The organism is Gordonibacter faecis, assembly GCF_030077735.1.
GTDB classification, from domain to species: domain Bacteria; phylum Actinomycetota; class Coriobacteriia; order Coriobacteriales; family Eggerthellaceae; genus Gordonibacter; species Gordonibacter faecis.
In genome coordinates, this window is record NZ_JASJEU010000024.1 from 109,678 (window position 1) to 122,997 (window position 13,320).

Consider the following 13,320-nt stretch of genomic DNA (forward strand, 5'->3'; position numbering starts at 1 on the left):
TCGCGCGCTATTATTGTTTCATTGGTGAAACAATCGTGAGCAAGGAGCGGAATGAGCGCGCGGGTAGACAACAGGGCCTTTGAGGAACTGAGGCTTGATTCAACGTTTTTCGTTGCCTTCGACTTGACCCATCGTGCGCTGAAAAGCGGCCTTGAGCGCGCAAGCTCCCTCAACGTGACGCAGTACCGCATGCTGGTAAAACTCCTGGCCGCTGGTGATGCCGGCGTGCCGCAAACGGAGTTGGCGAAGCTGCTGAACTTCAAGCCCAACGTGGTGACCCAAGCCTTAAACGTGCTGGTAGCAGAGGGGTTCGCCGAGCGTCTGCGCGATACGGGCGCGGACGGACGCGTGCGCACCGCGCGCATCACCGAAGCGGGCACGCGGCACGTGGAGCAGGTGAATACTTCCATTGTTGAGCGCCTGTATGCCCTCTTCCCCACCGAGGACGCAGGCTACCGCAGCATCTTGGAAGCGTCTATCGCCGCCGGCGCGAGCATTGACCCGCCGCTTTCAGGTGACATCTCCGGGCGCTTCGCCGCCTCCCGCGCACTCGTGTCGCTTGAGCTGGTGAAACTGGCATTGGAAGAGGCCCTGCGCAGCACGTGCGACGGCGCGTCGCTTGCCGAATGTCGCGTGTTGCAGCGCTTGGGTGAAGTGGGCGAACCCCTGCGCGTGGGAGACATCGCGCGCCAGTTGCAGATGACACCCGTTGCCGTGGCGCGAGCCGTTGACAAGCTGGTCGCACGCGGGTGGGTGGTGCGCCTGGCTAGCCCAAACGACCGCAAGGCCGTATTTGTGGACGCCACCGATGCGGGGCGTCGCCAGCAGCGCGCCATCGCCCGCACCATCGACGTATTGTCCCGCCGCCAACTGTGGCAACGCCTGAACGCCGAGCAGCGACAAGCCCTCGCCCGCGCCTGGCGCGTCGTGGTGGCCGACCTCCAAGCACGCGAAGAGGCCGAACGCAAAGCCGCCCTCGGCCTCTTGAAACCAATCGCGTAACGCGCTTACGCTGATACCTTCTTCATCAGGGCTGTTGCGCCCAACAGGATGGCCAGGTTCGCCACGATGTCGGCGGCAAACCAAGCGCCCACCACACCCAGCTGGACGTGCGCCGTGTTGATGGACGCGAACGTGCCCACGGTGAGCAGCATGACCACGAGGCCACATACAAGCGCAGCCACCACCAGGGTGCGGCCGAATCCCGTGCCGCGCGCCTTCGCACGTGCCACGCAGAGGCACACCACCTGCGATGCCGCGCCCAGAAGCGTGCCGATGAACGCCGCAAACACCACGGCCGCCAGCAGCAACACCGCCGTGCCCGGCAGCTTCGAACTCATGGAGCCCACCTGCACGGCAGACAGAATGCCGCTCGCCATCACCAGCGCGCACACCAGCGCCACAAGCGCCGTTGCCCAACCCCACAGAAACGCGGTCGCAGGCTTGCCCGCACCGGCCACGCCGCGCTCGAACAGCAGCCCCGAAAGCGCCACACCCGCCACGGACACCACCAGCACGAGCCCCGAAAGCGCCATGAACGCCACCAGCGTCGAACCCGTCAAAATGGAACAGATCACGTCAAGCATCGGCACGTCAGCAGCCGAAATGTAGTCGTAGGACAGCGTACCCGTGAGATCCATCACACCCAAGCCCACGCGCGCCACGAGGGCTACCACCAGCGAGAGGGCGAACAGCGCCCCGTAGGGCCGCGCCATGCTTTTCATCTGCTGCAGCATGTCACATCTCCTTCCCACCGTGCGCCTGCGCGCCCAGTTCGTTGCCCGTCGCAAACGTCCCGCACAGATACCCACCGCAGAACGCCAGGCTCACGTCGCCCAGAAGCGAGCCCAAAATGGGGTCGCCGATGTAGCTGTTCTCGCCGCACGCACCGCCGGCCGTGTGCCACCCGGCGTACAAACCCGGAATGGGCGTGCCCTTCGTGGACACCACTTGCATCTGGTCGTTGATGAGCAGGCCCGCCTTCGTGCCGTACAGGTTGCCGCCGATGCGACAGCCGTAGAACGGCGGGTCGGAGATGGTGTGCAGCCACTCGGGCGGCATGGGATACATGAAGTCGTCCTCGCCGCGCTCGCACGTTTCGTTCCACTTCCGCACGGCCTCTACCAGCACACCCGGCTCGAAACCCAGGTCACGCTCAAGTTCTTCCAGCGTGTCGCGCTTCTTCAGCACGTCGGCGTCGATGGCGTCCTGCACGCCGTGGTGCCAGTCGCGGTAGTGCTCGGGCACCTTGTCAATCTGCTCAAGGTCCGGCGTGATCAGCTTGCGGCAGTGCTCCTGTGCGTAGCCCGCCAGGTGTTCCTCGTAGTGCGAGTCGAAGATGATGTATGAGCGATGCCCCGGAGGCGTCATCTGGATGGTGGCCAAATCGCCCAGCGCGTAGATGGCGTTCGCGCCGTCCTCACCCACGCGGCTGTCCATGTAGCGCAGGCGGTTGCCGCAGCGATCGATAGTGAACCACGGCTGGCGCGAAAGCTGCGTCATGCCGTCGTAGAGGAAGCGCGCCCACTGGCCACCCTCGGCTTCCCAGTCAACGCCGCCATCAAACGACGCCGAGCTGTTGAAGCCCGACACATCTGCGCCCACGCCCAGCCCCATGCGGAAGCACTCGCCCGTCTCGCCGGCCGTGAGGTAGCTTGAGGCGCAGCCCATGGCCGCGGTCGGAATATACTGCTTGAGCAGGGCTTTGTTGTTGCAGAACCCGCCGGCCGTGAGGATGACCGCCGTTGTGGCATGAATGTACACCTCGCGCTTGAAGTCCTCGCGGCACACCACGCCCACAACGCGACCGTCGTCGTCGCGCACGAGCGCCTCAGCCGGGCACTGGAAGTGGTACTCCACGCCGTGCTTCTGACCGAAGCTGAACATGGCGTCGGTGGCATCCTTCATCTTGAGCACATGGTGATCAAGCGTGGAATTCTTCGGCGCCACGTACACGGGCACCTCACCGAGGCGCCACTGCACGCCGCAGTCGGCCATCCAGTCGATACACACCCCGCCTGCCTCGGCAATAAGGTGGATAAGCCGCGGGTCACACGCGTAGTGGTACTCGTCAATAGCCCAGTCGGCCAACTTACGTGCGTCGAAGGGGTAGCTGGGGAAGGCAAAGCGCTTCGACTCCTGCAACTTCGAGCCGCCCAAGATGGCGCACATGCCTGCCTCCTGCGCGTTGCCGCCGTGCAGGCCAAGCGCCTCCACGCAGATGGTCTTCGCGCCCAGCTCCGCCGCGCGAGCCGCGGCATTCAGACCGCCGCCGCCCGCACCTACCACGCAGATCTCGCACTCATAATCCCACTTCGCAGGTACCGCGCGGGGCGGGATGGGCGTGGCATCGTCGGCCGGAAAGGCCGCTGAGTTGTGCTCGCGGTACGTGCCGTCAGAGCCCGATGCGTTGCCCTCTTCACTCGCTGGCACGGTGACCGCACGCGAGCCGTCGGCCGCCCAGTCGCCAATGATGCCGGGCTCCACCGCCTGCGCCGCCGCCGGTACCATGCTTGCCGCCGCCGTGCCTGCCGCCATCACAGCCGCCCGCGTCAGAAAATCGCGCCGGGACATGCCTCCCGTCGCGCGCGTGTTTTCGCTCATCGCTGCTCCCCCTCACCCGTCGTTGCGGCGCCCGCGGCCGCCGCTTCGGCCTGCGCAAGCGCATCGTCAACAGCAGTGCGCACGGCGGCCGTCGTAATGGTGGCGCCCGTCACCGCGTCGATGTCCGACCCCTGCGCCGCCTCAATCATGGCCGCGAACTTGCCGTCGCGAATGGCCTCATAGCCACCGCGGCTCTGGCTTTCGCCTTCCTGCGTGGTTTCCAGGCACGTAATGCGGTTGTCGTCCACCAACAGCTTCACGGTGACCAAGCCTTCCATACCCTTACCGGTGCCGGTGTACACGCCGTCGGCCAGAGTACCCTCAGCCTTCGCCGCGGGGTCAGCCACCACTTCAACGGCCCACGGGTCATCCGCGCGCAGAGCCAGCTGCTCAGCACTCGCTGCGTCCTTCGAGCCCGAGCCCTCAAACGACGACCCGCAGCCCGTCAATCCCAAGGCGAGCACCGCGGCGGTTGCGCCACAGGCTGCCGCTGTTGTTTTCTTCATCGCTCGTTCCTCCTCACTGTGCTCATCTCTCCCCTCATGCGCGCGCCGCGCCGGGGTTTTCCCAGCCCGCAGGCACGTCGTAGTCATGACACGTGTTGCAGTACAGATATGAGGTACCGTGCGCGACGTGGCAGTTGCTGCAATCAATGGCAATGCCTTGGTGCGACACGTGCGGGTTCACGCCTTCCTCGCCGCCCCAGTTCTCCGTGGTTGCCGCCACTTCGTCGAAATCGTGGCAGCCCGCCGTGGCGCACATCTTCGAGTCGGCCGTCACACCCACCGTGGCCAGGTAGCCCGTCTCATCAGTCACATAGTCGCCACGCACCCACGCAAGACCTTCGGCCACCTGCTCGTCGATCTTCGCCTCGTGGCACTCCAAACAGGTCACACTGGCGCGCTCATGGGCGTTCGCCATGAGTGTGGTGTCGTGGTAGTAGCCCTCAACGTAGTTGTCCATCGGCTCATGGCAGATGGCGTTACAGAAGCTGGGCTGCTCGTGCCACACCCAGAAACCCGCGCCCGCCGCCACCAGCACCACCACAACCACGCCCACCACGAGCGGCCACCGCTTCGACCGCTTGGGTGCGCGCCGCCCCTCGGGCGCACCCCCATCATCAGGCCTTGTCGCCACTTCGTTGGGACCAGCATTCCGGCCGTCGCGTTCCTCCCTAACCCTTTCGTCCATGCGTCCCTCCTCCTTCGTTTATTATTCATAGCTGATTGTTTTTTATTTCATCTATGAATTTTATTGGCGCTCATAGTATCATGGTCGCAACGAACCTGTCATTGACGGATTGCCCGATCTGTACATTGACGCACCGTCAAAGCGCGGCGTATTCTCCGCTCGTCAGGGAGGTCGCCGGCCGAAGGAGGGGAAAGATGCAGAAGGCGGACACCATGCACACCGACAGCGAGACGCGCTCGACGCGCCGCGACGACATCGTAGAGGCCGCGCGCCAACTCTACGAGGAGCAGGGCCTTTCGCGCACGTCAGTGCAGGCCATCACCGACCGCGTGGGCGTGGCACGCTCGCTCTTCTACCACTACTTCCCCGACAAGAACGCCGTCACCTCGGCCGTACTCGACGACTACATCGCCGACTTTTTGGAAGCGCTGCACATCTGGAACGAGGAACGCCGCACGGGCGACATCGAAGCCGCGCTCTCAAGCGTGGTGAAGATCCTGCGCCTGGCGCTGTTCGAGCACGATTCGTTCCGCCGCTCGCTCGCCTCCAAGGAAAACGCGGCGCTGTACCTGGAATTCGTGAACCGCGTCGCCGACCGTATGGCCACCTACATCGTGCAGACCACCGTGCGCGACTACGGCGAGCTGCACGAAATCAAGATCGACCACGTGTACGAGACGTTCTACATCCTGATACTGGGCATTGTGGGGTACGTGCGCCGCCACCCTGACGTGGACGACGAGGTACTGAAAGACGTCATCGCCCAAACGCTGCACATGGACCGGGGTACCACGCCGCCGGTCTAAACGGGGAATAAAGAGCCAAAGAGAACCGCAAGAAGAAGGAGGGTTTCACATGTTGTTCCAAGTTTACGGGGAGAACGCCCTGTACCAGTGGATAGGCTGGATTGTGGTGTTCATCGGACTCATCCTGGTGAACGAGATTGCGCGCCGCACCAAGGTGGGCGGGGTGTGCTGCTTTATCGTGCTGCCGGCCGTGCTCACGGTGTACTTCATCGCCATTTCGGTAGGCGCGGGCATGGGGGCCGACTGGGCGCTCAACAACCCCACGCACGTGCACATGAACAGCTGGTTCCACTACGCGAAGCTCTACGCCGCCACCATCGGCTGCATCGGCTTCATGGCACTGAAGTACAAGTGGGGCAAGCTGGGGAAAGCCGAGTGGTTCAAGTGCTTCCCGTTTGTCATTGTGGCCATTAACATCCTCATTGCCGTGGTGAGCGACTTCGAAAGCGCCTTCCGCGCGTGGGGCACCACCTGGGTGTCCTCCGAGGGCGTCACACTCTACGGCGGCTGGCACAACGTGTTCAACGGCGTGGCGGGCATCATCAACATTGCGTGCATGACCGGCTGGTTCGGCATCTATGTGTCGAAGAAGAAGCAGGACATGCTCTGGCCTGACATGACCTGGGTGTTCATCATTGCCTACGACCTCTGGAACTTCTGCTACACCTACAACTGCCTGCCCACGCACTCCTGGTACTGCGGTCTGGCCCTGCTTCTGGCTCCCACCGTGGCAGCGATGCTCTGGAACAAGGGCGGCTGGATTCAGAACCGCGCGTTCACGCTGGCTATTTGGTGCATGTTTGCGCAGGTGTTCCCCATGTTCCAAGATTACAGTGTGTTCAGCACGCAGTCGGTGAACGACCCGAACGTGAACCTGGTAGTGTCGGTGCTGGCGCTCGGCGCGAACATTGCGGCCTTCGCCTACATCATGTACCGCGCACGCAAGCTTAAGGTGAACCCGTATCTGCACGAGGTGTTCGTGGGCACGCGCGACTACGACCGCGCCATGGCGCGCCGCGAGGATGCCCCCGCCCTGCCGGCTGACAAGCCCAACTTCGACGGCGAAGCTCCCCAGGGCGCCTAGCGCGCGCAACAAGCCCCCTCTCAGAAGGCCCGCCCCGCGCGGGCCTTCTGGTTGTTCGGAGCTATAGCAAAGCCCTCTCCCGCTGCGCAAAAGTGCGACGCGCTATCGCGCTAACGAATGCGCCACGAGGTTACCCGTTATCCCTTACCTTACGACGCGGGCTGACTGACCTGTAGGCGAGATTTTGCAAGAAGCATAACCTCCGTAGGGGGCTGTAACAAAAGTCCTCTTGTGTTTTTGTATCATGCGGAACATTATCAGGACTGTTCCTGCGAATTGAAGGCCTGAAAATCCGATTCGCAACTTTTTGCTTTCAATGAGCGTATGGCAAGTATTATCGAGATAACTGCGGCCACGGCGCCGGCAAGGGCAAGGATTGAAAATGTTTCACGGACAGTGTCGACACGCATGATGACAAGCAACGCCGTCACCACGAATGAGGAGAGCATGCTCCCAACGGCGATGGCGGCATTGTTGATGCCGATCACCGCGGCATTCTTCGATTCGGGGGCTATGACAGAGCATTGCATCGGGTAGTACGCGAGCGCATTGCTGTTTGCGAAGCCGAGCAGCGCAGACCCGATTAAGGCAACAGGCACGCTCGGAAACGCAAACATGATGAAAAGGGAGACTGCCGCGAAGATGAAGCTGACGGCGATTGAAGCCCGGGAAATCTTGCCGTAGACCATGCCGAAGATTATGCTGGCAACGAGCCCGCCAAACGTTGCGACAGTGGTGAGCGTACCCGTAAAGGCTGAATCACCAATGCCCGTTTGTTCAACGTACACGCCGCTCAGGTAAAGGAAAGCGTTGTACAAAATGAGAAACACTACGGAGCTAGCGCAGATAGCCATGAGCTTTAGCCAGTCGATACCTCCGTCATCGGCTTCATCTCCTTCATCCCCCTTCCATTTTATGCTTACGCTAGGCACGAAGAGTATAATCATAACGAACACTGGCACGGAGAGCCAATAGATGCCGAATACGTTTCGCCACGAGCTTAGCGCCAAAAATCCAGCAGCCATGCCGAAAACCATGCCGTAAACGGTCATAGCGCCATTGAAGACGCCCATCATCGTCGAACGCTGCTTTTCGGATTTGAATATGTCGGCAATAAGCGAGAAGCACGTCACCATCGAAGTGCCCATGGTGAATCCGATTACGATTCGGCACGCAATGATCCATGCGATATCGTAGAATGCCACTGTGGAGATGGAGGCGAGAGCGAACAGCAACATGGATCCTGCGAGAATCCATTTCTTGCTGATCAAGCGGCAGAGCGAACCAACGACAACTGACCCGATAGCCATCATGAGCAACGGGCCGGTAGTCGCGACGTTCACCATGTTCCCGTCGAAGTCCCCATACCAAACAGGAAAGATTGGAATCACCACAAAGTCGGCCATTGGTATGAGCGCCGAAAGCATTATGGTGACAACAAACAAGATCTTGCGACCTTTCGAAAGTTCAACATCCATTTTGAACACCCTCCTTCGAACAACGGTCTCCCGTAAGGAAAAGCAGCGCCCCTTCGTTCAATCCGCGCTGCCTTTCCTTGCGAACAGGATAATGGTTGAGCAGCTCTTGCGCTTTCGCGCCAACACTCACAAAACCACTCGCTTGTCTTGTAGTCCGCCCAGTGTCAGTTCACGGGAGCAAACAGCGCCTGTTTACCCTTCTCCCCCATCTGCTTGACAAGCTCCTCCACTGGGCCGTAGGTCATGATAGCGGCCTGGCAATGTTTCACGCACGTGGGCATCTTTCCTTTTTCGACGCGCTCGGCGCACAGGTCACATTGGTCGGTGAAGCCGGTGTAGTAGCCGAATTGCCACTTTTCCTCGCCGTCTCCCCCGTAGGAATAGGGACCGACCTCAAAGACCTTGATTCCACATTGACCCACGGGTAGGTTGTTCTCGGCTTGGCAGGCGATTTCGCATACATGGCAGCCCGTGCAATACTCGTAGTCAATCAGGATTCCGTTCCGGCTCATGATTACTTACCCTCCTCAACTTTGTAGATCTTGCAGAGCAGCGATTTAGCGTTGGTGCCGAAACCGGTTTTGCCGCACTTGTTCTGCATAAGCTGGTTGATGTTGACGTCCCATACGCCAAAGTTGTTAGGGGAAGCGCCATCCTGCTCGGGGAACCACCAACCGTGATCGGTCATCACCATCCACTCGGGAACCATCTCGGTGACTTTCACCTTACGCTTTGCGCGGCCGCGCGGGTTCTCTATCCACACCCAATCCCCATCGGCCAGGCCGTATCTCACAGCCGTTTCAGGATTCACTTGCACTTCGGGCCATTTCTTCAAGGCGCGCAGGCGGGGAACCTGGCGATGCTCGGAATGGAACGACATCCAATCACGGGCGCCGGTGCTAAGGATGAGAGGATACTCCTCGTAAAGGTCGGGGGTTCCCACCGGACTCATCGAAGGCTCCTCGAAGTAAGGCAGTGGATCGAGCCCGAAGTCGGCGAACATGAGCGAGTAGAGCTCCACGCGGCCCGTGCGCGTGGGGAAGCCGAACTGACCATCTGTGCGGAAGGTACCCTTCTCATACTTCTTGTATTCAACCGTCTTGTAGACGGGAGCCTGCTGCTGAAGATCCTGGAACGTCTGGCCTTTGAGGAACGAGCCCTGGACGAAGTTCGTGAACATGTCGCGCACGTCCTCCCACGGCCAAGCCTCAGGATTCCACCGGTGGCCGAGCTCCATGTTAATCTGCATGTCGGACTTGCACTCGCCCACCTGACAGCACTTGTTGATAGTGGCGCCGAATTGTGGGCCGTCATTGGTGCGCAGTCCGTAACGTTCGGGAAAACAAGCGGCCGGCAGAACGATATCGGCACAAGCGGACGCGGTGGGGGTCATGAACAGGTCAACGACGACCACGTAGTCCATATTGTCGAGGGCCTGCCTGAACTCAGCTGGGTCCATGCCGCAACACGCGAGCAGGTTGGTTGTTTGCAGCCAAGCGCCCTTGATGGGGTAAGGATCACCTGTAATCATTTGCTTAACGGTCATGTCAGGCTGGGCGAGGTTCAGGATTGAGCCGACGAGCGGGTATTCCTTGATTCCAATGCGCTTCTCGGCTTGCTCAGGGCTCAAGTGTTCGATTCCCCAGCCGTAAGCTTCGGATACCATCTGGTGAGGCGGAAGCATGCCGCCGGGCACGTCCAGGTTACCGGTGATCGACCAGAGGTCGATGATGGCCATCGCTTGGGGGAACGCCTCCTCGTTGTTCATGTCGATGGCGAGGCCCCACTGGACGGTGCCGTTTTCCGCTTTGGCGAACATGCGGGCGGCAGCAAGGATTTTGTCTTTCGGGATCCAAGTGATTTCGGAGACACGCTCCACGGAAAACTGCGCAGCACGATCGGCCAGTTCGTCAAAGCCGTAGCACCAGTTCTCAACGAACTCGTGGTCGTAGAGGTCTTCTTGGATGATGATATTGATCATGCCGAGCGCGAGGGCCGCATCAGTGCCGTTGCGCACCTGTAGGTGGATTTCCGCCTTGCTGGCCAGCCAGGTCACACGCGGATCGATTACGATGAGTTTCGTGCCGCGCCGCATAAGGTCGACCACCCAATGACCGTAGAAGCCGTCAGGACCGGATTCCAGCGGATTGTTTCCCCACACGAGCATGACTTCGGGAATCTTGTACTCGGGATTGTCGTAGCGGTCGATGAAGTTCTGGGAGCAGTCGGCCACCCAGAACGAGCCCGTGATGGCGAAGCATGCCGTAATGCGGGGGTCGTAGCACGCGGAGCCGGACAGGAAGTACACAGGGTTGGGGCTGTCGAAACTCCAAGCGAGGCGCGTGTTGTAGGCAACTATATCGCGACCCGTACCCTCAGCGAAGACCACTGCCTCGGCGCCGTAGCGTTCTTTGATCTTCGTGAACTCCCTCACGATGGCATCGTATGCCTCGTCCCAGCTGATGCGCTCCCATTTGTTCTCGCCGCGGGCACCTACGCGCTTCATGGGATACTGCAGTCGGTCGGGGTGATTGACTACTTCGGGCAAGTCCAAGCAACGCGAGCACAGTCGGCCCTGGTTGTACGGAGCTTCTTCGTCGCCTTCGACTTTGACGAGTTTACCTTCCTCGTTGGTATACAGGAGTACCATGCAGCCATTATGGCAGCCGGGACCAGACCAGGCCGTGCTGCGCGTAACCGTCAGATCTCCCTCTTTCCAGCTGATGGGACGGTTGATCCCAAGCGGAATCCACTTGTCTTTCTCTGACATCTTTCTTCTCCTTGATCTCTTGTCTCAGATTGTATGCGCAGCTTTGTTGTATTCCTTGCACCTCCTCCCGCCGTTTCTTGTCGAACACTTGTAACGAAAGGTTTGCAGGCGCCCTACGCTTTCGGGGGCCCCGGGATCCTTGGAGTGCCGGGTATGGATGGAGCTCCGGGAGGCTTGGGAGCGGCGGGCATGGAAGGAGCTCCCGAGGGAACGCCCTCAAGGGGAAGCTCGGCTCCACACTCAGAACATATGATTTCAAGCGATGGGTTTTCCGTGCCGCAGTTGGGGCATTTCTTCGTGGCGCTGGCAGTAGGTGGTCTAAAACACATGTCTCCTCCTCGTTCCCTCGATTCGTCCTGTTTGTAGGACTTCAGGTCGGGTTCATCATAGGAGCGGAGAGGTTTCGCGTATATTCGACAGGTTTCAGATTCAGAAAGCGATGTCTAACGCATGTTGACAAAGGCGCGGCTCTTGCGCCGTGCCCTATTGAAAAAAATATCGAAAAAAGTGGTGCACTTTCGCGAAAAATAGCGACGGGACCGTGCTTCGAACCGCGGAGCGACTTGTCGGGCAGAAGCGGGTGTCGACGCGCACAACTACCTGTTGCCGAAAGCGCCGGGTCGAGACCTACGAGGCGGAACTATAGAGTCCGTCAATGAGCATGAACACGCACTGCAAGAACAACCGATCATCGACGGTTTGCAGGTCGAGATCGCAGAGCATTTCCTCGAGACGTTTTATGCGGTAACGCATGGTCCCCCCGTGAACGCACATGCAGCCCGCCGTAGCCGACACGTTTAGGTTCTCCTTCAAGTATGTCTTCAATGTGTCGTAGTATTCCGTACCGTGCTGACTGTCATAGTCGATGACGGCTTGCAGGCTTGCAGGAATGATAGCCACAGAGGGCAACTCGTAAAGCCCGTTTGTGAGCACGAAAGCTAGCCGATATTTCTCGAAGGAGTACACGCCGTAGGTTTGCGCCTCGTGCTCGACAGCCATGAACGCAGTTGCGCGCGCCTGACGGAAGAAAACCGGTGCCTGGCTAAAGTCATCGAACACGGTGCTCGTCCCTGCAACAAAGCAGTGCTCTTGGGATAGTTCGTCCAGTTGATCCAGCACGGCATTCCGCCCGCTTTGTTGCCCCGAGAGGTTGACCAACAGGAATATCTCGCTCCCCTCAAGCATGGCAACGCTGGACCATATTTCTTTCTCAAGCTCAAGGCATTGGTAATACAGCGCGTTGATGGCCACGGAGGAAAAATCAGGCACGATACAGATTGCCTGATAGGGATCACAGGTTCCCCATCCCAAGCGATTGATGGCGGAAACGGCAGTCTTCTTTACTCCGTCAGACTGATCCGAGGAGAAAAAGAAACGCTGGAGGGCTTTCTTGAACGAGGACTGCAAACCGAACACAGAGACCTGGTTGATGAGAAGGTACTGTTTCACGATGTCGGCAAGCACAATGAGGGGATATAGATCGCCCTCGTCGCAGTCACGATCTATGAAGGGAATCACCAGTCGGGCGACGAACTTTCCCCGCTTTCGGATATTAAAAAACGCTGATTCTAAAGATAAGTCTACATGTGGACCCTCTAAATCATGGGAGCGTGCGAACGCTTCGTTGTGACCGAAACGGTCCATGAGATCGCGCGCCATAAAGCCCGTCTCCTTGTCATAGTTGCAATCAGGTATAAAATGAGCCTCCGTTTGGCCACGGCCCAGCACCTGAAACTTCTCGCCGAAAAGTTCAATGGGATTGCCGAAGATGGGAACCGCTCGGGAGAGCAACCTGTCCAGGCTCGCCGACTCCGACACCAGTTCGAGGAGCATGCCCTGCTGCCAATCGTTAAACAGGGCGAACAGATCCTCGACTTGTTGAAGCACGGTCGACAGATCGCGAAGAGGTCGCACGATTACGATGTCGAAGTGTTCGTTCTCGATCAGTTCGGCCGGAGGTGGTCCGATGGACACGATACTGTACGAACCTTCGGTGGGAGACGGAGCGATCCGCGCAAGGTCCTCTCCAACAGCAACATATAGGCAGGACTCTGCGAGAAGACGGCTTTCGGTCAATGGAGCTGCAAAGGACAGCCGAGCCTCCAAGCTGTCGCTGCGAAGATACGAGTCCGTTACCCCTTGAAGCTTCGATGCAACCACGTAGGCATTGAGAAACATCCCCCGTCTCCCCCTTTTGACTATCTGCACCTTGGGAGCAAATCCTACCACAACAGCATTCCTCTGAACACCGTTCAACGGCCTCTTACGGCATAGTCGGGGTCCTTGCGAGCTTTGGTCTTTTCCCTGCGCAAGATGCAATTACAGCCTCTTGAATAGGATTTTTTCGGATTCAAGCCAACATGCAAAATCCGGCTAGATGACTAGCCT

At 59.4% G+C, this 13,320-nt stretch carries 11 protein-coding genes; 3 read left to right on the forward strand and 8 right to left on the reverse strand.

The genetic code is table 11. The features are described from left to right. Positions 1-51: 51 nt before the first annotated feature. The gene (locus tag QNJ86_RS12325) at positions 52-1,002 is read left to right on the forward strand and encodes a MarR family winged helix-turn-helix transcriptional regulator (protein WP_283832938.1); all 951 of its coding nucleotides are present in this window, start codon (positions 52-54) and stop codon (positions 1,000-1,002) included. A 5-nt stretch (positions 1,003-1,007) separates the two neighbouring features. Here QNJ86_RS12325 and QNJ86_RS12330 read toward each other — a convergent pair whose 3' ends face one another. From QNJ86_RS12330 to QNJ86_RS12345, 4 genes are read right to left on the reverse strand one after another with little or no spacing between them, the layout of a single operon-like run. Beyond that, complete coding sequence (locus tag QNJ86_RS12330) at positions 1,008-1,736, reverse strand: hypothetical protein (RefSeq protein ID WP_283832939.1); 729 nt, start codon at positions 1,734-1,736, stop codon at positions 1,008-1,010. A gap of 1 nt (position 1,737) precedes the next feature. Further along, the gene (locus QNJ86_RS12335) at positions 1,738-3,603 is read right to left on the reverse strand and encodes an FAD-binding protein (RefSeq protein ID WP_283832940.1); all 1,866 of its coding nucleotides are present in this window, start codon (positions 3,601-3,603) and stop codon (positions 1,738-1,740) included. Then, on the reverse strand, positions 3,600-4,109 hold the full coding sequence (locus tag QNJ86_RS12340) for an FMN-binding protein (protein ID WP_283832941.1): 510 nt from the start codon (positions 4,107-4,109) through the stop codon (positions 3,600-3,602). The genes QNJ86_RS12335 and QNJ86_RS12340 overlap by 4 nt, the downstream gene beginning before the upstream one ends. 34 nt (positions 4,110-4,143) lie before the next feature. After that, positions 4,144-4,794 carry a cytochrome c3 family protein gene (locus QNJ86_RS12345; RefSeq protein WP_283832942.1) on the reverse strand — a complete coding sequence of 217 codons (651 nt, stop codon included), beginning with the start codon at positions 4,792-4,794 and terminating at the stop codon, positions 4,144-4,146. A gap of 194 nt (positions 4,795-4,988) precedes the next feature. On the opposite strand from QNJ86_RS12345, the gene QNJ86_RS12350 reads away from it, so the two are divergent. Both QNJ86_RS12350 and QNJ86_RS12355 read left to right on the forward strand, forming a co-directional pair. Beyond that, positions 4,989-5,600 (forward strand): TetR/AcrR family transcriptional regulator, encoded by a 612-nt coding sequence (locus QNJ86_RS12350; RefSeq protein ID WP_283832944.1) that lies wholly within the window; start codon positions 4,989-4,991, stop codon positions 5,598-5,600. 49 nt (positions 5,601-5,649) lie between these two features. Then, on the forward strand, positions 5,650-6,684 hold the full coding sequence (locus tag QNJ86_RS12355; protein WP_283832945.1) for a DUF5692 family protein: 1,035 nt from the start codon (positions 5,650-5,652) through the stop codon (positions 6,682-6,684). Between the two features lie 257 nt (positions 6,685-6,941). Here QNJ86_RS12355 and QNJ86_RS12360 read toward each other — a convergent pair whose 3' ends face one another. From QNJ86_RS12360 to QNJ86_RS12375, 4 genes are all read right to left on the reverse strand, one after another. Further along, positions 6,942-8,162: an MFS transporter gene (locus tag QNJ86_RS12360; protein ID WP_283832946.1), complete on the reverse strand. Its 1,221-nt coding sequence runs from the start codon at positions 8,160-8,162 to the stop codon at positions 6,942-6,944. Between the two features lie 164 nt (positions 8,163-8,326). Further along, entirely contained in the window at positions 8,327-8,674 is a 348-nt protein-coding gene (locus QNJ86_RS12365) for a 4Fe-4S dicluster domain-containing protein (protein ID WP_283832947.1), read from the reverse strand. Positions 8,675-8,676: 2 nt separating this feature from the next. After that, positions 8,677-10,932 (reverse strand): molybdopterin-dependent oxidoreductase, encoded by a 2,256-nt coding sequence (locus tag QNJ86_RS12370; protein ID WP_283832948.1) that lies wholly within the window; start codon positions 10,930-10,932, stop codon positions 8,677-8,679. A gap of 627 nt (positions 10,933-11,559) precedes the next feature. After that, entirely contained in the window at positions 11,560-13,110 is a 1,551-nt protein-coding gene (locus QNJ86_RS12375) for a PucR family transcriptional regulator (protein ID WP_283832949.1), read from the reverse strand. Between the last annotated feature and the right edge of the window lie 210 nt (positions 13,111-13,320).